The organism is Pseudomonas sp. FG43, from assembly GCF_057809175.1.
Map to the genome: position 1 here is coordinate 106296 of NZ_JBMDJL010000008.1, position 22513 is coordinate 128808.

Annotated in this window: 22 protein-coding genes and 1 pseudogene; 9 read left to right on the forward strand and 14 right to left on the reverse strand. The window is 58.3% G+C overall.

The genetic code is table 11. The annotated features are described in order from the left end of the window. Positions 1 to 3 precede the first annotated feature (3 nt). From ACODS3_RS11855 to ACODS3_RS11890, 8 genes are read left to right on the forward strand one after another with little or no spacing between them, the layout of a single operon-like run. Entirely contained in the window at positions 4 to 807 is an 804-nt protein-coding gene (locus ACODS3_RS11855; RefSeq protein WP_489034508.1) for a heme ABC transporter permease, read from the forward strand. Continuing rightward, positions 804 to 980 carry a heme exporter protein CcmD gene (gene ccmD, locus ACODS3_RS11860; protein ID WP_122316650.1) on the forward strand — a complete coding sequence of 59 codons (177 nt, stop codon included), beginning with the start codon at positions 804 to 806 and terminating at the stop codon, positions 978 to 980. Before ACODS3_RS11855 ends, ccmD begins: the two co-directional genes overlap by 4 nt. Beyond that, positions 977 to 1444 (forward strand): cytochrome c maturation protein CcmE, encoded by a 468-nt coding sequence (gene ccmE / locus ACODS3_RS11865; protein WP_201004675.1) that lies wholly within the window; start codon positions 977 to 979, stop codon positions 1442 to 1444. Before ccmD ends, ccmE begins: the two co-directional genes overlap by 4 nt. Positions 1445 to 1447: 3 nt before the next feature. Beyond that, positions 1448 to 3421 carry a heme lyase CcmF/NrfE family subunit gene (locus ACODS3_RS11870; protein WP_489034388.1) on the forward strand — a complete coding sequence of 658 codons (1974 nt, stop codon included), beginning with the start codon at positions 1448 to 1450 and terminating at the stop codon, positions 3419 to 3421. Continuing rightward, entirely contained in the window at positions 3418 to 3954 is a 537-nt protein-coding gene (locus ACODS3_RS11875) for a DsbE family thiol:disulfide interchange protein (protein ID WP_095066870.1), read from the forward strand. The genes ACODS3_RS11870 and ACODS3_RS11875 overlap by 4 nt, the downstream gene beginning before the upstream one ends. Continuing rightward, entirely contained in the window at positions 3951 to 4421 is a 471-nt protein-coding gene (locus ACODS3_RS11880; protein WP_201004669.1) for a cytochrome c-type biogenesis protein, read from the forward strand. Before ACODS3_RS11875 ends, ACODS3_RS11880 begins: the two co-directional genes overlap by 4 nt. After that, on the forward strand, positions 4418 to 5605 hold the full coding sequence (gene ccmI / locus ACODS3_RS11885; protein ID WP_201018453.1) for a c-type cytochrome biogenesis protein CcmI: 1188 nt from the start codon (positions 4418 to 4420) through the stop codon (positions 5603 to 5605). The genes ACODS3_RS11880 and ccmI overlap by 4 nt, the downstream gene beginning before the upstream one ends. 10 nt (positions 5606 to 5615) lie before the next feature. Then, the gene (locus tag ACODS3_RS11890) at positions 5616 to 6017 is read left to right on the forward strand and encodes a hypothetical protein (protein ID WP_025260854.1); all 402 of its coding nucleotides are present in this window, start codon (positions 5616 to 5618) and stop codon (positions 6015 to 6017) included. A gap of 115 nt (positions 6018 to 6132) precedes the next feature. Here the strand turns inward: ACODS3_RS11890 and ACODS3_RS11895 are convergent, their stop codons facing one another. From ACODS3_RS11895 to ACODS3_RS11960, 14 genes and pseudogenes are all read right to left on the reverse strand, one after another. Further along, complete coding sequence (locus tag ACODS3_RS11895; RefSeq protein ID WP_201018456.1) at positions 6133 to 6345, reverse strand: DUF6124 family protein; 213 nt, start codon at positions 6343 to 6345, stop codon at positions 6133 to 6135. Between the two features lie 459 nt (positions 6346 to 6804). Continuing rightward, on the reverse strand, positions 6805 to 7200 hold the full coding sequence (locus ACODS3_RS11900) for a hypothetical protein (protein ID WP_025260851.1): 396 nt from the start codon (positions 7198 to 7200) through the stop codon (positions 6805 to 6807). A gap of 126 nt (positions 7201 to 7326) precedes the next feature. After that, a complete protein-coding gene (locus tag ACODS3_RS11905; RefSeq protein ID WP_201018457.1) occupies positions 7327 to 7749 on the reverse strand; it encodes a hypothetical protein in 423 nt (140 codons plus the stop codon). Between the two features lie 363 nt (positions 7750 to 8112). Further along, positions 8113 to 9111 (reverse strand): sulfate ABC transporter substrate-binding protein, encoded by a 999-nt coding sequence (locus tag ACODS3_RS11910; RefSeq protein ID WP_025260849.1) that lies wholly within the window; start codon positions 9109 to 9111, stop codon positions 8113 to 8115. Positions 9112 to 9213: 102 nt separating this feature from the next. Beyond that, positions 9214 to 10047 carry an ion transporter gene (locus tag ACODS3_RS11915; RefSeq protein WP_200986071.1) on the reverse strand — a complete coding sequence of 278 codons (834 nt, stop codon included), beginning with the start codon at positions 10045 to 10047 and terminating at the stop codon, positions 9214 to 9216. A 108-nt stretch (positions 10048 to 10155) separates the two neighbouring features. Further along, positions 10156 to 12141 carry an alkaline phosphatase family protein gene (locus ACODS3_RS11920; protein ID WP_489034393.1) on the reverse strand — a complete coding sequence of 662 codons (1986 nt, stop codon included), beginning with the start codon at positions 12139 to 12141 and terminating at the stop codon, positions 10156 to 10158. A 74-nt stretch (positions 12142 to 12215) separates the two neighbouring features. Continuing rightward, on the reverse strand, positions 12216 to 13649 hold the full coding sequence (locus ACODS3_RS11925; RefSeq protein WP_489034395.1) for a PI-PLC domain-containing protein: 1434 nt from the start codon (positions 13647 to 13649) through the stop codon (positions 12216 to 12218). Between the two features lie 580 nt (positions 13650 to 14229). Continuing rightward, positions 14230 to 15642: an efflux transporter outer membrane subunit gene (locus ACODS3_RS11930; RefSeq protein ID WP_304574337.1), complete on the reverse strand. Its 1413-nt coding sequence runs from the start codon at positions 15640 to 15642 to the stop codon at positions 14230 to 14232. After that, complete coding sequence (locus tag ACODS3_RS11935) at positions 15639 to 16523, reverse strand: efflux RND transporter periplasmic adaptor subunit (protein WP_201018461.1); 885 nt, start codon at positions 16521 to 16523, stop codon at positions 15639 to 15641. Before ACODS3_RS11935 ends, ACODS3_RS11930 begins: the two co-directional genes overlap by 4 nt. After that, complete coding sequence (locus ACODS3_RS11940; RefSeq protein WP_201004645.1) at positions 16520 to 16729, reverse strand: DUF1656 domain-containing protein; 210 nt, start codon at positions 16727 to 16729, stop codon at positions 16520 to 16522. Before ACODS3_RS11940 ends, ACODS3_RS11935 begins: the two co-directional genes overlap by 4 nt. Further along, positions 16726 to 18813, reverse strand: a complete 2088-nt coding sequence (locus ACODS3_RS11945; RefSeq protein WP_201018462.1) for an FUSC family protein — start codon at positions 18811 to 18813, stop codon at positions 16726 to 16728. Before ACODS3_RS11945 ends, ACODS3_RS11940 begins: the two co-directional genes overlap by 4 nt. Further along, positions 18810 to 19262 (reverse strand): MarR family winged helix-turn-helix transcriptional regulator, encoded by a 453-nt coding sequence (locus tag ACODS3_RS11950; protein ID WP_201004643.1) that lies wholly within the window; start codon positions 19260 to 19262, stop codon positions 18810 to 18812. Before ACODS3_RS11950 ends, ACODS3_RS11945 begins: the two co-directional genes overlap by 4 nt. A gap of 128 nt (positions 19263 to 19390) precedes the next feature. Then, entirely contained in the window at positions 19391 to 20059 is a 669-nt protein-coding gene (locus ACODS3_RS11955) for an ATP-binding protein (protein WP_374063412.1), read from the reverse strand. Positions 20060 to 20116: 57 nt separating this feature from the next. Further along, positions 20117 to 20203: pseudogene (locus ACODS3_RS11960) on the reverse strand (hypothetical protein); the annotation flags it as partial. Positions 20204 to 20996: 793 nt separating this feature from the next. Between ACODS3_RS11960 and nosR the strand changes: the two are divergent. Beyond that, positions 20997 to 22343, forward strand: a complete 1347-nt coding sequence (gene nosR / locus ACODS3_RS11965) for a response regulator c-di-GMP phosphodiesterase, NosR family (RefSeq protein WP_201018599.1) — start codon at positions 20997 to 20999, stop codon at positions 22341 to 22343. The last annotated feature ends 170 nt before the right edge of the window (positions 22344 to 22513 follow it).

Sequence of the window (22513 nt, forward strand, 5' to 3'; positions counted from 1 at the left end):
GTGATGAAAAACAGCATCAGTTGGGCCTGGTTCCACAAGCTCGGTTCGCCGAAGTGGTTTTATGGCATCAGTGGGCGCATGTTGCCCTGGCTCAGCATTGCCGCCGTGCTGCTGATCGGCACCGGCACGGTCTGGGGCCTGGCCTTTGCGCCACCTGACTACCAGCAGGGCAACAGCTTTCGCATCATCTACATCCACGTTCCCTCTGCCATGCTGGCCCAGTCCTGTTACGTGATGCTGGCAGTCTGTGGCGTGGTCGGTCTGGTCTGGAAGATGAAGCTGGCCGATGTCGCATTGCAGAGCGCGGCGCCCATCGGCGCCTGGATGACGGCCGTGGCGCTGGTCACCGGAGCCATCTGGGGCAAGCCGACCTGGGGTTCATGGTGGGTGTGGGATGCACGCCTGACGTCCATGCTGATTCTGCTGTTCCTGTACTTCGGGCTGATCGCTCTGGGCAACGCCATCACCAACCGCGACAGTGCCGCCAAAGCCTGTGCGGTGCTGGCCATCGTCGGGGTCGTGAACATTCCGATCATCAAGTACTCGGTGGAGTGGTGGAACACCCTGCATCAGGGCGCGACCTTCACGCTGACGGAAAAACCGGCAATGCCCGCTGAAATGTGGCTGCCGCTGCTGTTCACGACATTGGGCTTCTACTGCTTCTTCGGTGCGGTCCTGCTGGTGCGCATGCGCCTTGAAGTGCTCAAGCGCGAGTCGCGTGCCAGCTGGGTGAAAGCCGAAGTCCTCGCCAGTCTCGGCCAGGATCCGGCAAGCCGACCTTCTTCAAGCAGCGGAGGCGCACAGTGAGTTTCGAGTCATTCAGTGATTTTCTGGCCATGGGTCGCCATGGCCTGTTCGTCTGGTCGGCTTACGGTATCTGCCTGTTCGTGCTGATTCTCAATGTGGCGCTGCCGTTGCTGGCGCGTCGGCGTTACCTGCAACAAGAGGCGCGTCGTCTGCGCTGGGAGAGCAAGAAGTGAATCCGCTGCGCAAGAAGCGTCTGTTGATCATCCTCGCAATACTGGCCGGGGTCGGCATTGCCCTGGCCCTGGCGCTCAGTGCCCTGAAGGAAAACATCAACCTGTTTTACACCCCGACCCAGATCGCCAACGGCGAAGCACCGCTGGACACACGCATCCGGGCGGGCGGTATGGTCGAGAAGGGGTCGTTGCAACGCTCGTCCGACTCTCTGGATGTCCGGTTTGTGGTCACCGACTTCAGCAAATCCGTAACCATCACCTATCGCGGCATCCTGCCGGATCTGTTCCGTGAAGGGCAGGGCATTGTTGCGCTGGGCAAGCTCAACGCCGAGGGCGTGGTCGTGGCTGATGAAGTGCTGGCCAAGCATGACGAGAAGTACATGCCGCCCGAAGTGACCAAGGCGTTGCAGGAAAGCGGTCAGTCCGCTCCGGCTCCATCCCCCACACCATCGAAGCAGGGTTGAGCCATGATTCCTGAACTCGGCCATCTGGCCATGATTCTGGCGCTGTGCCTGTCTATCGTGCAGGCCATCGTACCGCTGCTGGGTGCCTGGCGAGGCGACCGCCTCTGGATGGGATTGGCGCGTCCCGCTGCCTGGGGGCAATTCAGCTTTCTGGTCTTCGCGTTCGGTTGCCTGACCCATGCCTTCATGGTCGATGATTTCTCGGTGGCTTACGTCGCACAGAATTCCAACAGCGCCTTGCCCTGGTATTACAAGTTCAGCGCCGTCTGGGGCGCCCATGAAGGTTCCTTGCTGCTCTGGGCCTTGATCCTCAGCGGCTGGACCTTTGCCGTATCGGTCTTCTCCCGGCAATTGCCGCAGATCATGCTGGCTCGGGTGCTGGCAGTGATGGGCATGATCAGCGTCGGCTTTCTGTCGTTCCTGATCCTGACCTCCAACCCGTTCTCGCGCATCCTGCCGCAGGTTCCGGCCAATGGCCGTGATCTCAACCCGCTGTTGCAGGACATTGGCCTGATCGTGCATCCGCCGATGCTGTACATGGGCTATGTCGGTTTCTCTGTGGCCTTCGCCTTTGCCATCGCTGCCTTGCTGGGCGGACGTCTGGATGCGGCGTGGGCGCGCTGGTCGCGTCCGTGGACCATCGTCGCCTGGGCGTTTCTGGGGATCGGCATCACTCTGGGTTCCTGGTGGGCCTATTATGAACTGGGCTGGGGCGGCTGGTGGTTCTGGGACCCGGTAGAGAATGCGTCCTTCATGCCCTGGCTGGTGGGCACGGCGCTGATTCACTCGCTGGCGGTCACGGAAAAGCGCGGTGTTTTCAAAAGCTGGACAGTATTGCTGGCCATTGCGGCGTTTTCCCTGAGTCTGCTGGGTACGTTCCTGGTGCGTTCCGGCGTGCTGACCTCCGTGCATGCCTTCGCCTCCGACCCGGAGCGTGGCGTGTTCATCCTGATATTCCTGCTGATGGTAGTGGGCGGCTCGCTGACACTGTTTGCCGTCCGCGCCCCGGTGGTGAAAAGCCATGTGGGTTTTGGCCTGTGGTCCCGCGAGACGCTGTTGCTGGGCAATAACCTGGTGCTGGTGGTCGCGGCTTCCATGATCCTGCTCGGCACGCTCTATCCGCTGGTACTCGATGCCGTGAGCGGCGCCAAGATGTCGGTCGGCCCACCGTATTTCAATGCGCTGTTCGTGCCGCTGATGGGGGTGTTGATGGTGGTGATGGCGGTCGGTGTATTGGTACGCTGGAAAGACACGCCATTGAAATGGCTGTTGGGCATGTTGGCGCCAGTGCTGATCGGCAGTGCGGTATTGGCGGTTATCGCCGGTTTCGTACTGGGGGATTTCCACTGGGCGGTGATGGCCACCTTCATGCTGGCGGCCTGGGTGCTGCTGGCGGGTGTTCGGGACCTTCTGGACAAGACCCGCCATAAAGGCCTGCTCAAGGGCGCTCGCGGTCTGAGCCGCAGCTATTGGGGCATGCAGCTGGCGCACATCGGGATTGCGGTCTGCGCGCTGGGTGTCGTGCTGTCGAGCCAGAACAGCGCCGAGCGCGACCTGCGTCTGGCCCCCGGCGAGTCCACCGAACTGGGCGGCTATCAGTTCGTGTTCGAGGGAGCCAGGCACTACGAAGGGCCGAACTTCACCTCCGATCGCGGCACTGTCCGGGTCTTGCAGGACGGCAAAGTGATTTCGGTGCTGCATCCGGAAAAACGCCTCTACACCGTGCAGCAATCGATGATGACCGAGGCCGGTATCGACGCGGGTGTGACACGCGACCTGTATGTCGCCCTTGGCGAGCCCTTGGGCAACGGCGCCTGGGCGGTTCGGGTCCACGTCAAACCGTTCGTGCGCTGGATCTGGTTCGGCGGTCTGCTGACCGGCCTGGGTGGAGTGCTTGCAGCGATGGACAGGCGTTACCGGGTCAAGGTCAAGAATAAAGTGAGTGAAGCGCTGGGCATGGAGGGAGCGGCGGTATGAAGCGTTGGATCATGGTGCTGCCACTGGCAATCTTTCTGGTTGTCGCAGTGTTTCTCTATCGCGGTCTTTACCTGGACCCCGCCGAGCTGCCTTCGGCGCTGATCGACAAGCCATTCCCCGAGTTCTCCCTGCCGCAGGTCGAGAGCGACAAGGTATTGACCCGCGCCGATCTGCTGGGCAAACCGGCACTGGTGAATGTGTGGGGAACCTGGTGTGTCGCCTGTCGTGTCGAGCATCCGGTGCTCAACAAGCTGATGCAGCAAGGCGTTGTGATCTATGGCATCAACTACAAGGATGTGAACGCCGACGCGATCAAGTGGCTCAAGGATTTCCACGATCCCTACCAGCTCAATATCCGCGACGAAGCAGGCTCGCTGGGCGTGAACCTGGGTGTCTATGGCGCACCTGAAACCTTCCTGATCGACAGCAATGGCATCATCCGCCACAAGTACGTCGGCGTGATCGACGAGACAGTCTGGCGGGAAAAACTGGCCGGCCTGTATCAGGCGCTGGTCGATGAGGGCAGGCCATGAAGCGCTGGTTGACTGCTGCTGTCCTGAGCCTTGGTCTGGCCGGTTTCGCCCAGGCGGCCATCGATGCCTATCAGTTTCGCGACGAAGCCGAGCGTGCCCGTTACAGCGAGCTGACCAAGGAGCTGCGTTGCCCCAAATGCCAGAACCAGGACCTCGCCGACTCCAACGCACCGATTGCCGCTGACCTGCGCAAGGAAATCTACCGCATGCTCGGTGAAGGCCAGAGCAATCAGCAGATCGTCGAGTTCATGGTCAATCGTTACGGCGAATTCGTGCGCTACAACCCGCAACTGAGTTCGCGCACCTGGCTGCTCTGGTTCGGCCCGGCCGCGTTGCTGCTTCTCGGGCTGGTCGTGATTGGCGTGATTGTTGGTCGCCGCCGCGGTGAACGCCGCGAAGAGGCCGATGTTCTTTCCGAGGAGGAGCGTCAGCGCCTCGCCCATCTGTTGGATAAAAACCGAGAATGATCGATTTCTGGATGGCAGCCGGCTTGCTGCTACTGGTGGCTCTGAGTTTCTTGTTGATCCCGATCCTGCGCGGTCGTCATGTGCAACAGGAAGAGGATCGCACCGCCCTCAACGTCGCGTTGTATCAAGAGCGCGTGGCCGAGTTGCAAGGCCAGCAGGAGGAGGGCGTGTTGTCTGCCGCGCAGATGCAGAGCGGCCGTGCGGAAGCGGCGCGGGAACTGCTGGCCGATACCGAAGACACCGGGCCTGTGCGCAACTCGCGGCTGGGCAAGTCCCTGCCTTTGCTGGCGGCGGTACTGGTGCCGGTTCTCGGTATGGGCCTCTACCTGCATTACGGGGCCAGCGACAAGGTCGAACTGGCCCGTGAGTTCTCCCAGCCGCCGACTTCCCTGGCGGACATGACCCGGCGTCTTGAACGCACGGTCGAGGCTCAGCCGGATTCGGCCGAAGGCTTTTACTTTCTGGCCCGCAGCTACATGGCCCAGGAACGTCCGGGCGATGCCGCAAAAATGCTTGAGCGGGCCGTGGCCCTGGCCGGGCGTCAGCCGGAACTGCTGGGGCAATGGGCGCAGGCCTTGTACTTCGCCAGCGACAAGCGATTCACACCTCAGGTCCAGGCTTTGACCGACGAAGCCCTCACAGCCGATCCGCGAGAGGCCACCAGCCTTGGGCTCTTGGGTATCGCCGCCTTCGAAAGCGAGCGCTATCAGGTCGCGGTGGATTACTGGACCCGTCTGCTGGGCGTATTGCCCCCACAGGACCCGTCCCGCTCGGCACTGGAAGGCGGCATTGCCCGTGCCCGCGAAAACCTGGGGGTAAAGGCGGCTCCGGCCGTTGCCGATGCTGCGCGTATCAAAGTGCGTGTCGACCTGGCACCAGCGCTCAAGGCCAGTGTCCAGCCGGGCGACAGCGTATTCATCTTTGCCCGTGCCGTGAACGGCCCGCCGGCACCTCTGGCGGTCAAGCGCATCACCGTGGCCGACCTGCCGGCGCAGGTCGAGCTGGGTGATTCCGACGCAATGATGCCGCAACTGAAACTGTCGAACTTTGCGCAAGTCCAACTGGTTGCACGGGTGTCCCGTGCAGGGCAGCCAACCACCGGTGAGTGGATCGGCCGCAGCCAGCCACTGGCCAGTAGCATCACGGCACAGCAGGCGTTAACTATCGACAGTCCAGACAAATAGAGAATCGCTTATGTACCGCACCGCACGCATTACCTTATTGGGTCTGGCTCTTGGTTTGAGTGCTTGTGCGGTTCAGCCACCCGAACCCCATGGCCAGGAACCCATCCAGTCCTTGCCGGGCAGCCAGCAACCCGGCAGCCCACGCCCGACCACCCCTAAAACCCCGCCCAAGGCCCCGGCACCTGCGCCGAAAACCTCCGCCAGCTTCGCCCCGCCACCGGGCGGCAACAGCCACTGGGATGCGCGCATGGGCGTGTACGTGATGGACGACCAGCCCAATACCTTCTACCGCCAGCGCACCTACTACCAATGGAACAACGGCTGGAGCTGGTCCACTCGCCCTGATGGCCCATGGCAGGCGACAGATGCCAGTGGGGTTCCGGCGGGGTTGGGGAGGCAGTTTGGTAATTGAGTGAGTGATGAAGTGGGTAGGAGCGGATTTATCCGCGAGACGTCATTTGAAGTCGATACATTTTCTTCGGATGTATGGGCCTCTCGCGAATGAATTCGCTCCTACAGAGGTTGTGTCAGCGCGGCTCAACCCGTTCCAGCGAGCGATCGAGTTCGGTTCGGGCCATGCCGATCAGATGCACGACAGAAAAGGCCAGGTCGCGTTTCGGGCCGTTGAGGCTGTCGCCGGATTCGTAGGCGGTAGCGGCTGCGCAACGCAGCAGATCGGAGACGTGTAGCAGGGATTCTTCGAGTGACGGGGCTGGTGGATCGGGCGTTACTTTTTTCATGGTAAGCATTCCTTATGGGGCCACCTTTCACTCGCTGCTAAACGATTGAGGGTGGCGGCTTTGTCGCGGGTTAGCAGACCGGGGAATACTCACCAAAAAAACCGGCGCACCCGAAGGTGCCCCACGCAAAGCCGCCATAAGCAGTACTTTTGCATGGTGAGTATGTCCTGAGGGCTGCTAAACCCGATCACTGATGAGCAGTGACCGACACAGCCTAGAGAGCCAAAAACACCCATGCAAGGGGGTAGGATTTTCTAGGAAAGTTCATGCGCATGAAAGGGATAAGACTGTAAGAAACGTCCTATATTTTCGGCATTTCGTAAGCTTGCGGTGGGCGATGGGGTAGGAGCGGATTTATCCGCGAAGACATTTTTCGCGAATGAATTCGCTATAGAAGGATGTTCAAACCGATCATGAAGGCTGGCAGGAGTACACCGTACTCGCTGCCAGGCTGTTCAGTTAGATGGAGATTCTGCCACTCGCTGTCCAGTTCGCGATAGGCGTGGTGCCTACGTTTTCGATCCGGTAGCGGTAGGTGCCTGGAGTGGGGGCGTAAAAGCTCAGTGATGCGCCACCATAGCTAGTGGTGCTGGAAATGACGGTCCAGGTGGCACCGTTCTGTTTCTCGAAAATGTGCTTGATATTGTTGGTGACAAATCGTGACGACAAGTCTTGCAACCTGAAGGTCTGTGTTGCTGCACATGAAGTGGTGTAGGGACCATAGACAACGGTCTCACCCTGAGGGTAAACATCGGAACCGCTGCGGTTGATGTTGAGGTTGATACAGGCGGCATAGGCATTGGTCGTGGCCAATACGGCAGTCGCAAAGAGGGCCAGGAAAGTCTTCTTGAGCATGTGTAAATCCTTTTGGTGTTGGCAATGATTTAAGGTTTTAAGCTTTCAATCAGGCGTAGCAGTATTCCTTTTTTAAAAAGGTATTATTTTTGTTAAATGTGTAAAGGGCTTTAATGAACGATAGAGTTACAGCGTGCCCGGAATGGTGAACAAGGTGACTCGGCCACTCATTGTCCAGTTCGCGATTCTTGAGGTGCCGACGTTTTCTATCCGATAACGGTAAGTGCCGTTAGTGCTGATGAAAAAGCTTTTGGTAACGGACGCTGCGCCGGTGCTGGTGCTGCTGGAAACGACGGTCCAGGTGGAGCCGTTCTGTTTCTCGAAAATATGCTTGATCGAGTTATTGCTGTTTGTCGCTGACAGATCCTGGAAGGTGAAGCTCTGTGGCCCGGCACATGAAATGCTGTAAGGGCCATAGACAATGGCATCGCCTTGGGCGAGGACATTGGCTCCACTGCCGTTGACGTTGAGGTTGGCACAGGCGGCATGGGCGTTACCCGTGGCCAGTACGGCAGTTGCAAAGAGAGCCAGGCAGGTCTTCTTGAGCATGTGGAAAGTCCTTTTGGTGTTGACGATGATTTTAAAGTTTTAAACTTTCAATCAGGCGTAGCAGTGTCCCTTTTTTGAAAAAAGGTATTGTTTTTATTCTGTCTTTAATAGGCGCGCGTCGAAAGATTGACAAGCTGTTATGCGGTCATGTTCAGGCGCATGCATTTAAGTAAGTGGAGGTCTAAGTGTGAATACACTTGGGTATTGAACACCTTCCCTGTGTCGACATGATCATATCCATATTCAAGTACTGAGCGTGCTTGTGTGGCATGTTTATAGCGATTATGTCTGGGGTGTGCAAGCGTTTTGTTACGAATGAAAAGGCCCCACCAGCGCGATAGCGCCGGTGAGGCCTGTATTTACTTACTTGCCCGAATAAATCTGATCGAACACGCCACCGTCAACAAAGTGGGTCTTCTGCACGGTGCGCCAGTCACCGAAGGTTTTCTCTACGGACAGGAAGTCGACTTTCGGGAAGCGATCCTTGTACTTGGCCAACACTGTTGCGTCGCGTGGGCGCAGGTAGTTGTTGGCGGCGATTTCCTGGGCTTCAGGGGACCACAGGTATTTCAGGTAGCCTTCGGCCAGTGCGCGGGACTCTTTCTTGTCCACGACCTTGTCGACCACGCTTACAGGCGGCTCGGCTTCGGCGGAAACGCTCGGGTAAACGACTTCAAACTGGTCGCGGCCGAACTCGCGGGCGATCATTTCCGCTTCGTTCTCGAAGGTCACCAGTACGTCGCCGATCTGGTTGGTCATGAAGGTGGTGGTTGCGCCACGACCGCCGGTGTCCAGTACCGGTACGTGCTTGAACAACTGGCCGACGAACTTGCGGGCAGCCGCTTCATCGCCGCCGTTCTTCAGGGTGTAACCCCAGGCCGACAGGTAGGTGTAGCGGCCGTTGCCCGAGGTTTTCGGGTTCGGCACGATGACTTCGACGCCATCCTTGATCAGGTCCGGCCAGTCTTTCAGCGCTTTCGGGTTGCCTTTGCGCACGATGAACACAGTGGCAGAAGTGAAGGGCGCGCTGTTGTTCGGCAGGCGTGTTACCCAGTTCTTCGGCACCAGCTCGCCATTATCGGCCAGGGCATTGATGTCGGTGGCCATGTTCATGGTGATGACGTCAGCCGGCAGACCATCGATCACGGAACGCGCCTGCTTGCTCGACCCACCGAAGGACATCTGTACCGTGACGTCTTCCTTGTGCTCGGCTTTCCAGTGCTTCTGGAAGGCGCTGTTGTAGTCCTTGTAGAAGTCACGCATCACGTCGTAGGAGACGTTGAGCAGAGTCGGGGCGGCCTGTGCGGCACTGGCAAAAGCCAGGCCTGCGGCCAGTAGCGAGGCGGCGAAGATTTTTTTCACTGCGGATTCCTTGAGTTGACAGTCATTGTTATAGGCTGATGGCGTAATGCCGCGACTATAGCCGCTGAGCATTGGCCTCATAAAGATTAAAAACGTATTTGCTTATGCCTGCTCTTGCGCCTTGGGAAACAGCGCATTGCCGCACCGCGAACAGAAGGCTGCGCCATGCTCATGGTGCTTTTTCGCGCAGACCGGGCAGTCGTGTTTCAACTGTTCACCGCGCATGGCATTGGCCAGTTCGGCGGTGAATATACCGGTGGGTACGGCAATGATCGAGTAACCGATGATCATCACCACCGACGACACCATTTGCCCCAGCGGCGTCTTGGGCACGATATCGCCGAAGCCCACGGTGGTCAGGGTCACGATAGCCCAGTAAATGCCTTTGGGGATGCTGGTGAAGCCATGTTGCGGGCCTTCGATCACGTACATCAGGGTGCCGAACACGGTGACCAGAGTCGAGACGCTGACCAGAAACACGATGATCTTCTGCTTGCTGCCACGCAGGGCTTCCACCAGATAGTGGGCCTGCTTCAGATAAGGACTCAGCTTGAGTACCCGGAAGATACGCAGCATGCGGATGATCCGCACGATCAGCAGGTATTGGGCATCGCTGTAGTAGATCGCCAATACACCCGGCACGATGGCCAGCAGGTCCACCAGGCCATAGAAGCTGAAAGCGTATTTCAGCGGCCTTGGCGAACAGTAGAGGCGCAGGATGTACTCGATGGCGAAAACCAGCGTAAAGCCCCACTCGATATAGGTGAGCAGGGCGGCGTAGTCGCGGTGGATGTCCTGAATGCTGTCGACCATGGTCACCAGCAGGCTGAGCAGAATGACAACCAGCAGAATCTTGTCAAAACGCCGCCCGGCGGGTGTGTCGGTCTGGAAAATGATGCTGTGCAGCCGCTCGCGGCGGCTGAGGGTGGTGTTCATGAGGGCTCTCGCAATGAATATGGAGAAAGCTTAATGCCCTGCGTCAGGAAGAATCCATTTTCTTTTGGCGCTTGCGTAACACTGTACGCAAGCGCCAGCCTTTTCTGATCAGCTTCTGTCGGCTTCTGCGAGCCCTCTCAGGGCTTTTGCGTGATGTACTTTATCCAGAACCTGTTCGGCATATTGCTCTGCGTTACCCAGCGTCTGGACGGTGGCGGTCTGGCTTGTTGCAGCAAGCAGTCCGACGGCAGCCAGGTTTTGTTCAGGAAACAGCCCGGCAGGTTTGCCTGCTGACAACTCTGCATCCATTTTGCGAAGAATGGCCAGGGTGCCCGCCAGATTTCCGGAAACGGGAACGGGGTTGGCCAGCGTTGCAGCGTTCTCGGTTGCGCCCTTTGCTGCCTTGGTTTCTTTCACTGGAGGCTTCGGGTTTGCCAGTGCGCTTGGTGTATCGCGTGGCGTGGCCAGTGATAGCAGGTGCAAGGGGGTATTGGCATTGGCGTCTCGCTGCGTCAAGGGGGTCAGGCCCCAGAGTTTTTCCAGCAGCGCAGGAACCGAAGCATGGTCGTAAAGTGTTGAGTCCACCGTGCCTTTGGGAATCAGCGGGGATGCCACGATGGCTGGCACTCGAACGCCTGCTGTCGTGAAGTCGAAACCATGGGTGTTGTTGGCTGCGGGAAATTTATCACCCGGCGCAGTTATTGTTCCTGGCGCGACCGAGTCATAGAGACCGCCATGTTCGTCGTAAGTGACGATCAACAGACTGGTGTTCCAGTAAGGCGAGTTGCGGATAGCGGCATAGACGGCCTGCAGCAAGTGCTCTCCACCATAGACGTCATCCATCGGGTGCTGTGATGAGCCGCCTGCATAATCAGTACTGGCACTCCCGTAATGAGGCTCTATGAACGTGTAGGAAAACGGGTAGGGTTGTTGCAGGTCGTCCGCAAAGTGCTGAAGGGATTCAATATCAAACACTGACAGGCCTTTGAGGGCGGCGACCTGTGGGATCGCACCCAGTGGTGTTCCTCGTTCAGGCTGATCGCTGTACAGGCTTAGATAGGTTTTTGGCTGAACCTGAGAGTCGTTGTAGATCCTGTATTGAATGTTGGCATCTTTGAGTCGTTGGAAAATGGATCCGTTGGGGTATACAAATCCATCGGTTGTTTCCCAGGTGAGCATCTGATCCTGTTTCGGGCTGTCGTCGAAGCCGGCCGAAGAAGCGCCATGAACGAAGAAGCGGTTCGGCCACGTCGGTCCCGGAATGGAAGAGTGCCAGTGATCACATATAGCGAATTCGGTCGCCAGGTTATAGATGACAGGCAGTTGAGTCCGCGTGTCGAAGCACGACATGACATCGATGATGTCTTCTGACGATGGCGCTTTTTTCGGGTATTCCGTTGTTGATGTTGCGTAGCTTGAAGCGAACCCGGAATTGTTGATGGTGGGATAAGGTTGACCTTTGACAAAAGGGGTGCCCCCGGTCAGTTGTTCCAAGACATCAGTGAACTCGTGCCCCGGATCGCTTGGCATGCTGACGGGCGCGCTGGCCTGAACTTTATAGACGTCTTCCTTGTAAGTGTTCGAGTCATTGATTGTGGCTGCCGTTATGCCTGGAATCCCGGACATGGCGAATATATTGTCGAACGAATGGTTTTCCAGCATGACGACAAATACGTGGGTGATGGGGGCAGCGGCAGCGGGTGCGAGCTTTTTCATACCATCACTGCATCCACCTGACTTCAATGCAATATTGAACTTCGCGGTGCTCACAGACAGGGTAATGGTTTGCCCTGCATCCTTGCTTTGCAGTTGGCATTCCTTCTTGTAATTGTTTGCCGCTGTGCCTGTATTGGCGTAGTAGCCTGGCGATTCACCATCCCTGACGTTGACCATGACGGACCAGTAATCCAGAACATCAATGACATCCAGCCCTGTTTCAAAAGTAACTTCCAGTGGGCCGACAGTTTGTCCCGGCTGTGCAGCCCATTGCCCAGACTGTCTTTGGTCGTTTGAGTCTGTGTGAAACAGGACAATATCAGCGTTCCCGCCGGTGTCATTGGTAATGAAAATGGTCGCGTTGTGTTTTGTGCCCATGCTGGTACTTCCCTTACATACAAGAGTTGGCTGTTATTATCAGGCTTGTTACAAAGGCTTGAATTGGCGGATAACTAGAGTTTGCCGGCTCTGACCTGTGTGATCTGTTTCGCAATGGAAGCCAGGGCGTTGTCACAGAAGTCGTTGAGAAAGACGACAAGTCCCGATGCGCTCAGATTGCTGGCGACGTTCTTGACCAGCCACGGATAGGTATGGAAGTCGAATCCCGGCTTGGTTGACATCAACGGAGAAGAGGCATCGCTCAGGGTCACAATGGCGGGACCGGCTGCCCCGTCCACGCCACTGGCTGTTCCTTGAAGTTGCAGTACGGTGTAGTCGTTTTTGGCTTGAACGGAGGCGTTCATGCCATTGAGTGCAGTCAGAATGTTGTTGACGTCTGTTGTTGTGTAACTGCCGTTGTAGGAGTCGTACTTTGTGGCGTCATTGCCAGATTTGGTCTGCGGTAGCAGGATCAGGCGTTTCGATTGCGAGAGCAGCGTTGCATAACTTGAGGCAAGATCACCTTTGTAGCCGGGCACGATCTTGCCCTGTGTCTTGGTGTTGGCCAGTGCAGTATTGAGCACCCCGTCGAGTACATCGGGTGCTGGTTTCATTGTGTCTTGCGCGAACCCCTGGAAGTTCGGGCTGATGACGACAATTTCCGTCGGGTGCTGAGCCAGCCAGTTCAGTATGTCTTGCAGGAAGCTCTGATACGAATAGCCTGGAATCAGGTTGTGCTGGTGATAGATACCGTCCGTAATGTTCTGATAGCAATATCCCGGACGGAAGTCGAAGTATCGGGTCCCCAGGTTGAGTTGTGCGGTGATGTTGTCTTTCTGGGTAAACGCCAGGTTGATGATTGCGCGCAAGGCATTGGGTTTGCTCAGAGAAGCGAGGAAAGCAATGGGGCCGATGGGAGGAGGAAGCATGCTTGCGATGGTGGATACGAACTCTGCGTCATCCAACAGTTTTGTGATCAGTGTCGGGTCAAACATGCCGGCGTCATGGGCACCCGGCAATACAAAGGTGGAAAACGGCTTTTCTTTCAGTGCCGCTCCCATGCTGTTTGCGAGATCTCCCATCCAGCCTGACATGTCGCCTGTGGCGTATACATAAGACTGGTCCTGGTTGGTAAGACCGCCGCTTCCGCTTCCGCTGTCGTAAAAACCATAGGAAATCGCCCAGCCCTGCCCGAACAGGGAGGGGGTCTGCAGCATGTTGCCCATGGTGGTATCGCCAAGGTTTCCGGTAAAGGGTGCAATATCTGCATACCTGTTCGCTATCGGTTTCTGGTTCTTTGAAATTTGCCATTTATAGTGTCCGGTGTGCGAGAGAATACCGATATCGCTTTCCGAGATCTGAAGGTTGCCATGTTGCATCGTGTTCGGCGTATCAAGTTGATAGGAGGCCGTTTTATCACCCAAATCGGTGGGTTGCTGGAAGAGGGTAGTAAAGTCGTTGGTTTCCACGTAAGCGTAATAATCGACACCTTTGCCTGGCCAGCCCATGATGTTTACCTCAGGTTGATGAAGTCAGTAAGAATTCTGTTGCCTGTGTGCAATAAGTACATATACACAGGCACAACAAAGTGAAGACCGGAATAACATCCAGTCGCTTTTCTATCAGTGTGGTATTGGGTGTGAAGGACATGCCTGATGACGCTGCAAGGCAGTGTTCTCGACAAACTACAAGGGGCGTAGAACCGAATGGTTATCTACTGAAAGAGAAGTACGCCATGCATGGCGGTCATCCTTGATTATAGTTTTCAGATTAATGGCTATATGATGGCTCTGCTATTTAATAGCATTATTGAAATCTGCTCGCAAGCACAAACGCCGTTAAATTTTTTGTGGGTTGAAACAGGGCGCTGATACCCGCAGGCCACTGCGTGCTGCCCTGTTTTCGAGCAGTTATTAAAGAGGAGGGTTTTATATTGCCTGGCGCCAAGGTTTGCAGTGGGGGTAACGTATTGATGTCGTTTGATTTGGTGGGCACGAGTTCATTCGCGAAGACGATTCAAACGACATCTATTCGTGCCGTATGTCAGGTCTTCCCGAATGAGTTCGGCCCTGCACAATGATACTGACCTTATTGCCAACCCCCACCCAATGCCAGAAACAGATCAATCTGCCCCATGGCCACCTGGGTATTGGCCGCCGCCAGTTGTGCGCGGACGTCGGTGTAGGTGCGGGTGGCTTGAAGGTCTGCCAGGAACGAGGCGCGGCCGGCCTTGTAGAAGCGGTGGGTCTGGTCGGCGGCTTCCTGTGCCGATTGTTCGGCATCTTTCAAGGCATCGCGGCGGTCCAGCAGGGCGGTGTATTGCGCAAGGCCGGTCTGGGTTTCGCGAATGGCATTGAGGACCACGCCATCGAAGCGCGCCAGCGCCGCCTGGGTCGAGGCTTCGGCTTGATGGATGCGGGCACGTGAGCCATTGGACGGGACGGTCCAGTTCAGCAGTGGGCCAAAACCCCAGCGATTGGCCGCCGGTTTACCGAGGTTTTCGAGGATGCCGATGCTGCCGATGGTCGCGCCGATGCTGATGTCCGGGTACAGCTCGCCTGTGGCGACGCCGATCTGCGCGGTGGCCATGGCCAGATGACGCTCTGCCTGACGCACATCGGGGCGGCGTTTGAGCAATGCTGCGCCGTCGCCCACCGGCATGACTTGCGCAATATGTGGCAGCTCATTGCAGGTGCTGACCCCGGCAGGCAGTTTTTCCACTGGTCGGGCCAGCAGCATCGACAGGCGGAACAACCCGGCCTGACGCATGGCTTCGTAGCGTGGCAGCTCGGCGCGCAGGGATTTGAATTGCGTCTGTGAGCGGGTGACCTGGGTTTCATCGCCGCGCCCTGCATCGCGCAGGCGCTGGTTGAGGGTCACGCTCTGTTGTTGCAGGTTCAGCGACTCCTGAGCGATGTCATGTTCTTCATTGGCGGCGCAGATCTGCGTGTAGGCCCGCACGACATCGGCCACCAGGGTGATGCGTGCCGTATCGGCGGCGGCCTGGCTGGCATCGATATTGGCCTGGGCGGCTTCGATACCGCGTTGCAAGGTCCCGAACAGGTCGAACTGATAGGACGTGGTCAGCCCCACATCGCCGACATTGGCGACCGGTACCTTGTCGGCCAGCAGAAAGGCTTCACCCGATTCCTGCAAGCGCTGGACACCGACTGTTGCGCTGTTGGTAAAACCACCGGCGGCCCGGGCTTCGGCCGTTTGATAGCGGGCGCGCTGCAGGTTGGCGGCGGCGACCCGCAGGTCGGTGTTGGAGGCCATGGCCTGTTGCACCAGTTCATCGAGTCGCGGGTCCTTATACAGACGCCACCAGTGTTCCGGCACTGGTGCCGAAACGGTATTGACCGACTGGCCCGCCAGTTCACCTTGCAGGTCCGGGCGATTGATCGCGCCGTCCTTGGGGAGCTCGTAGTTCGGCCCGACCATCTGGCAGGCCGACAACAGTAAACCCAACCCCAGCGTGGCCATGTGCGTGGCGTGTTTCATTGTGCCGCTCCCTGACGGTCGTCGATGATCGATACCGTGGCGGTGCGCCCGGCGATCATGCGGAAGTCCGAAGGCACCTCGTCAAAGGCGATACGCACCGGAATGCGCTGCGCCAGACGCACCCAGCTGAACGCCGGGTTGACGTTGGGCAGCAGGTTCGAGCCGCTGGTGCGGTCGCGGTCTTCGATACCGGCGACGATGCTCACCACATGGCCAGTCAGGCGTGCGTTGTCGCCGACCACGCGGATGTCCACGCTCTGGCCGATATGAATGCCGTCCAGCTTGGTTTCCTCGAAGTAGCCATCGATGTGAAAGGACGCGGTATCCACCACCGACAATACGGCGTGGCCTGCCGTCACGAACTCATGGGGACGCGGCGCGCGGTCGTTGAGATAGCCGTCCACCGGGCTGCGAATCACCGAGCGATCCAGATTCAGCTGCGCGGCATCTACTGCCACCTTTGCTTCATTGAGGGCCGACAGGGCGCGGGCTTCGCGGGACTGGCTTTCTTCCAGTTGCTCGCGGGCCACCAGATTACCCAGGCCACGGTTGCGCTTGTTCTCGCGGCGCGCCTGCTCCCAGGTTTCCTGGCGCTCGGCAACCGTTGCCTGCGCCTGACGCAAGACCAGCTGGAAGCGGTCTTGATCGATGGTGAACAACACCTGGCCTTTGCTGACCTGCTGGTTGTCGCCCACGTCGACTTTCTGGATCAGGCCGGACACGTCCGGGGCGATCTGCACGATGTCGGCGCGGATATGCCCGTCACGGGTCCAGGGTGCATACATGTAATACATCACCATGCGCCAGACGACGACGGTGGCCAGCAGTACAACGAGCAGGGTCAGGACCACACGGCCCAAAGTCAGTAATGGTTTTTTCATGTCATCAGGTATCGACTGAGAGTATCCACGGCGCCGAGCAACAAAGCGTATAGACCTACGTTGAACAAAGCCCGGTGCCATACCAGGCGGTAGAAGTGGGCACGCGACAGCAACGCATGCACCCCGAGAAACAGCAGATAGGCGATGCCCATCAGCGCCAGGAAGGTGGGCACGAAGATGCCGCTGATATCCAGATCACCAATCATGACGGTGCTCCATCGATGCCATAGGGCGGTTGTTCGGTCGTTTCCCCGGCAACGCTGACGATCTCGACGCCTGGCAACAGCGCCAGGCGCAGGCCGCTCAAGGCATGCAGCAGGTGAATGCGCGCCGGGTCCTGGCCCATCCATTGATCGGTCAGCGAGCGACGCGCCCGGTCCATGGTCATCAGCAAGCCTTTGGGCGCTGGCAAGCGTTCGTCTGCCTTGATACAGGCTTTGAAATAGCTGCCGACTTCATCCACCACCTGATTCAGCAAGCCTTGGGCAACGGCGGTGGCACGCGGCGTATAAGCCCGCAGATCGAGGATGTTGAGGGCGACCCGCAATTCGCGCAGGGCAATGCCGGAATCCTGGGCGGTAACGGTCAGGCGCGGCAGTTGCTGCATGAGGCGGTCGAGCATCTGCACGCCCATGTGCCGGTGTTCGGCCAGGGTGGCCGGTTTGCTCAGGCTCACGATGTCGCGCCAACTGAAGCGGGTCAGGCGCTTGAGCGCCAGCTCGACACCGAACGGGCGGAACACCAGCGTCCAGATAAAGGCGAACAACAGGCCGGCAGGCCCTGCCAGATTGGCGTTGAGGAAGTTCAGAAAGTCGGCGTCATAAGCACTCTGGATGCTGATGAAGGACGAGGTGTTGACGATGGTCAGCAGCGTGCCGAGAAAGAAGCGCGGTTGCACCGTCAGCGTGCCTACACAAATGAACGGCACGGCAAAGGCCAGTACCAGCATCGGGAAATCATGCAGGTTGGGCAGCACCACGAACAGATACAGGCTGGCGAACACCACTGACAGCAGGGTCCAGAAAAAGAACCGGTAGATCTGCGGCGCCGGGTCGTCCATGGCAGCAAAGAAGCTGCAAGACACGGCGGCCAGAGCCACCGCGCTGGCGCCGTCTTTCCAGCCCAGCAGTATCCACAGCATCGAAGCGGCGATAATCGCCAGCACCGTCGATGCCACCGAATACAGCATCAGGCCACGGTCCAGAAACGGCGTAAGCCGACCCAGACGCCAGTGCCGATAAACAGCGCGCCAGGGCGATTGATCGTCTGTGTCGATGGCGTATTGCAAGGTGCGGCAGTCGAGCCACAGGTCGATCCATTCGCTCAGCCGATACAGCGCGTTGGAAAGCAGCAGTTGCTCGCGTTCATCCAGTTGTGCGGAATCCGGTTGCAGGCGCTCCAGCTCGCGATGCAGCAACTGCCATTGCTCCAGTTGCGGACCTTTGGCGGTGTTGCCCAGCCAGTTGCGGGCTTCCACCAGCAGTGGCGACAGGCTAGCCAGCAGCTCTGGCGTGCGGCGCTCCAGTGCCCAGAGTGCGTCGTCGAGGGCATCGATCACCGGCAGCAAGTGAATCATGCGTCCGCGCAATTCCATGGCGTTGCGCACGGTCTGTTTGCGCGCGCCCTCATGGCTCAACTGGCTGATGATCAGCTCCAGCGAATTGAAGCTGCCGACCATGGAGTTGCGCAGTGCGCCGACTTCTTCGGCCTGAACACTGCGCCCCAGGAACCGCTCGCTGTAAGCGCTGGCATCGCTGAACCATTTTTCAGTCGTGGCCTGGAACACCGGTTTCAGGCGACGAGGCCAGAACATCGCACCGACCACGGCGGCACAGATGATGCCCAGGAAAATCTCTTCGGTACGCGAGACGGCAATCTCGAAGACGGCTTGCGGGTTGTCCACCACCGGCAGGGAAATCAGCGGCATGGTGTAGCCCGCCAGCATCAGCGCGTAGCTGTTGGCGGTGCGCAGATGCAGGGAGAGAAACAGCAGGGTGCCAGTCCACAGGCCGATCACGATGGCCAGCAGCAAAGGCGTCTGTACGAAGACCGGCACCAGCAATACCGAGGCGGCGGCACCTGCCAGCGTACCGAGGGCGCGATACAGCGCCTTGGAACTGGTGGGGCCGACGAACGGGCTGGAAACGATATAGACCGTCGCCATGGCCCAGTACGGCCGTGGCATTTCCATGATCAGGGCGATATACAGCGCGAGCATGGCGGCGGCGAAGGTGCGCACGCCATAGAACCAGTCGCGGGCAGGTGGAAATCCTGCGAAGAAGCCGTTCACGACTGGCCTGCGTTGTCGGGGTGAGCCGCATCGGCGAAGGCCTTGAACACGCGCAAGGTGGCTTCGAGGTCGGCGGAGTCGATGCCTTTGAGCACATCGGCGCGCAGGCGAGTGAGTTCCTGTTCGATTGCACCGGCCAGCTTGCGGCCGTCTTCGGTCAGGCTCAAGGCCTTGGCGCGGCGGTCGCTGGGGTCTTCGGTACGGCAGACGATGCCGGCAGAGCAGAGCTGGTCCAGCAGACGTACCAGTGTCGGGCTTTCCATGCCGGCGGCCTGGGCCACTTTCACCTGATGCACGCCGTCGCCCAGTCGGGCAATGGCCAGCAACGGGCCTGCGCAGGCTTCGGAAATGCCGTACGTGGACAGCGTGGTCTGGCAGATGCGCCGCCATTGGCGGGAGGCTGCGACCATGCCGCTGCTGATGGCTCTGTGAAGTGAATCGAGTGACATGGGAAAACCGGAAATTTAGTTAGGAGCGATATTGTTAGCGAGGATATTAATAGCTTGCTAACTAATAATATCCTGTAACAAAGTCTTTCCGTCAACTGCAAATTTCCCGACGGTCGTGGAATCCAGCGTCAACTGCCGGTTTTGGCCTGATGGATCGGTAGCACGACCTTGAATGAAGTACCGGCTCCCACCTCGCTTTTGACGCTGATGCTCCCGCCATGCTTTTTGACGATGCCGTAGGAGAGCGACAGCCCTAGCCCGGTGCCTTTGCCCACGGGTTTAGTGGTGAAGAACGGGTCGAAGATGCGTTGCATGACCTGCGGCGCCATGCCCGAGCCATTGTCGGTCACCTGTAGCCATACCGTGTCGCCTTCCTGGCCGCTGCGAATGGTGATCTGCCCGCGCTCGTCGCCGATGGCCTGAGCCGCATTGACCACCAGGTTCATGACCACCTGGTTTATTTGCGAAGGCAGGCACTCGATCTGCGGCAGATCGCCGTATTCCTTGATCACGTCGGCCTTGTACTTGATTTCGTTGGCCGCGATGTTCAGCGTCGAGTCGATCCCTTGATGCAGGTCCGCCCACTGCCACTGCTCGTTGCTGTCTGCCCGGGAGAATGACTTGAGGTCCTTGACGATCTTCCCGGCGCGGTCGATCCCTTCCTTGGATTCACTGATCAGCACCGGGATATCGTCGATCAGGTAATCCAGTTCTATGCGTTCGCGCAGGGCGGTCAGTTGCTCCCGTTCAGGGCCTGCGGGGATGGCCTGTTCGATGTTGCGGTAGGCCAGCAGCATTTCCTTCACCTGGGCGAAATAGTTTTCCAGGGTGCCGAGGTTGGAAGAGATGAACCCGATCGGGTTATTGATTTCATGGGCGACCCCGGCCGCCAGTTGCCCGAGCGAGGCCAGTTTTTCCGACTGCACCAGCTGGCTTTCCAGGTGTTTGCGCTCGTCGATCTGATGTTGCAGCTCTTCGCTGGTGCGGGTCAGTTCCTCGGTTCGTTGCTCGACCAGTTGCTCCAGCCGGTCCATCTGTACGGACGCCAGTTCAGTCATTTCCCATTTGGTGGTGAGCACGTGGGCCAGTTGCTGGACTTCAATATCGTTGAAAGGCTTTTTGCGAGTCAGCAGCCGGTCATGGCCTTGCAGGCGGTCTATCAGGGTTTCCCATGAATAGTCCGACTGCGCTGCACAGATCACGACTTGCAGGCGCGGGTCGATCTGCCAGAGTTTTTCGATGATCCGCACATCTTCCGCCAGATGCATGTCGACAAAGGCCAGTGCGTAGGGCAGGTCGTCATCCAGCGCCTGCTGTGCCCTGAACAGGCCATCTTCTGCGTCGTACACACAATCGAGCTGGTAGTGGTGGGTAATGATCGGCATGTCATTGCCGAACAGGGCGGCTTCGATCAGGTAAAGATCCGCCTGACCGCTGCTGTCCGGGACCAGCGCCTTGCGAAAGTCTTCGTGAGTGGCGGGGGTGCTGTCGATCAGGAGGATGCGTCGGTTGGACAGGATTTTCATGGCACACCTGCGGCAACGGTCGAGTGGGTGACAGGAAGCGTCCCTGACTGACTTGAGCATAGCGCTGCGGGTGAGCTTTCATCGGATTTAATCTCAAAGTGCCACTATTTTTTGAGTTCCAGCTATGCTCAGGGCAAGGTCGAAGCGCATGATGACCTGGCACTTCACAAGAACAAATGTGCCACTACCGCTGAGCGAGGTACTCGCGATGGACGACAAGTCTGTTTCTGCCGGTGCATTCAAGCCCAACGTGCTTCTGGTCGACGACGAGGAGCTGATTCTCAGCAGCCTGCGCCGTCTGTTGCGAACCCAGGGGTACACCATCCACTGCGCCACCAGCGGCGAAGAAGCCCTGAACATCATGGCGCAACACCCCATCGATCTGGTGATGAGCGACGCACGCATGCCGCACATGGACGGCTCGACGTTGCTGGCCCGTATCCATGCGCTCTATCCCGGCACCATGCGTTTGCTGCTGACCGGTTATGCGGACCTGGACATGATCGTCAAAGCGATCAACGAAGGCGGCATTCATCGCTATATCAGCAAGCCCTGGAATGACGAAGACATGCTGCTGACCTTGCGTCAGTCCCTGGCCCATCAGCATTCCGAGCGCGAGCGGCAACGCCTTGAGCAACTGACCCACGATCAGAACGAAGCGCTGCAACTGCTCAATGCCACGCTTGAAAAGCGTGTGCTGGCGCGTACGAGCGAGGTGCAGCAGACCGCCGACATGCTCGACCTGGCTTACGACGAACTCAAGCACAGCTATGCCACGACCACCGAAGTCTTCTCGTTGCTGGTCAATCAGCGCCTGCCGGCGGACAAGCAGACCAACCGGCAAATCATCGATCTGGTGCGCACCTACTGCCAGGTTCACGGGCTGGACGAAGCCAGCCGACGCGACCTGTGCATGGCGGCCGCGCTGCACAATATCGGCAAGCTCGGCTGGAGCGACAGCATGATCGGCGCGCCTGTCGACCAGTTGTCCCACACCGAGCGTGAGCGTTATCGGGACTACCCGAAACAGAGCGAATCATTGCTCATGACCCTGGACCCCATGCGCGATGCAGCCCGCTTGATTCTGCACCATCAGGAGCACTGGGACGGCACGGGTTTCCCGGACCGGCTCAAGGGCGAGGCGATTCCCTTCGGTTCGCGTCTGCTCAAGCTGGCGGTTGATTTCATCGAGTTGCAGCATGGCCTGATCCTGCAGCGGCGTATGAACAGTGATGAAGCGCTGGTGTTTATCCGCCAGTACAGCGGGCGCTGGTATGACCCCGGCTTGCTGGAAGGTTTCATCAAGGCTTGCGCGGTCTACCGCTCGGATATCACGTTGGGCGATCCGCTGGTCAAGGCCATGAAACCCCGTGAGTTGAGTGCCGGCATGGTCCTGGCCCGTAACCTCAACGCTGATAACGGCATGCTGTTGCTCAATGCCGGCAAGGTGCTCAGCGAAGCTCTGGTCGAGAAGCTGATTGCCTTTGAAGCGATGGAAGGTGCGGCTTACACCGTGTTCATTCGCCTGCCTGAACCGGCTCTTTGTGCTGTCTGAGCAGGAGCCGATTCATTCGTGAGGGGCCTGTATATCCCAAGAGAGTCCATCGCCTTCAATGACGTCTCGCGACTGAAGTCGCCCCTTCACTGAGTAGGAGCGAATTCATTCGCGAGAGGCCCCTATATCCCCAGGAAATTTATCGCCGGAAGCTATGCGGTCGGGGGCTT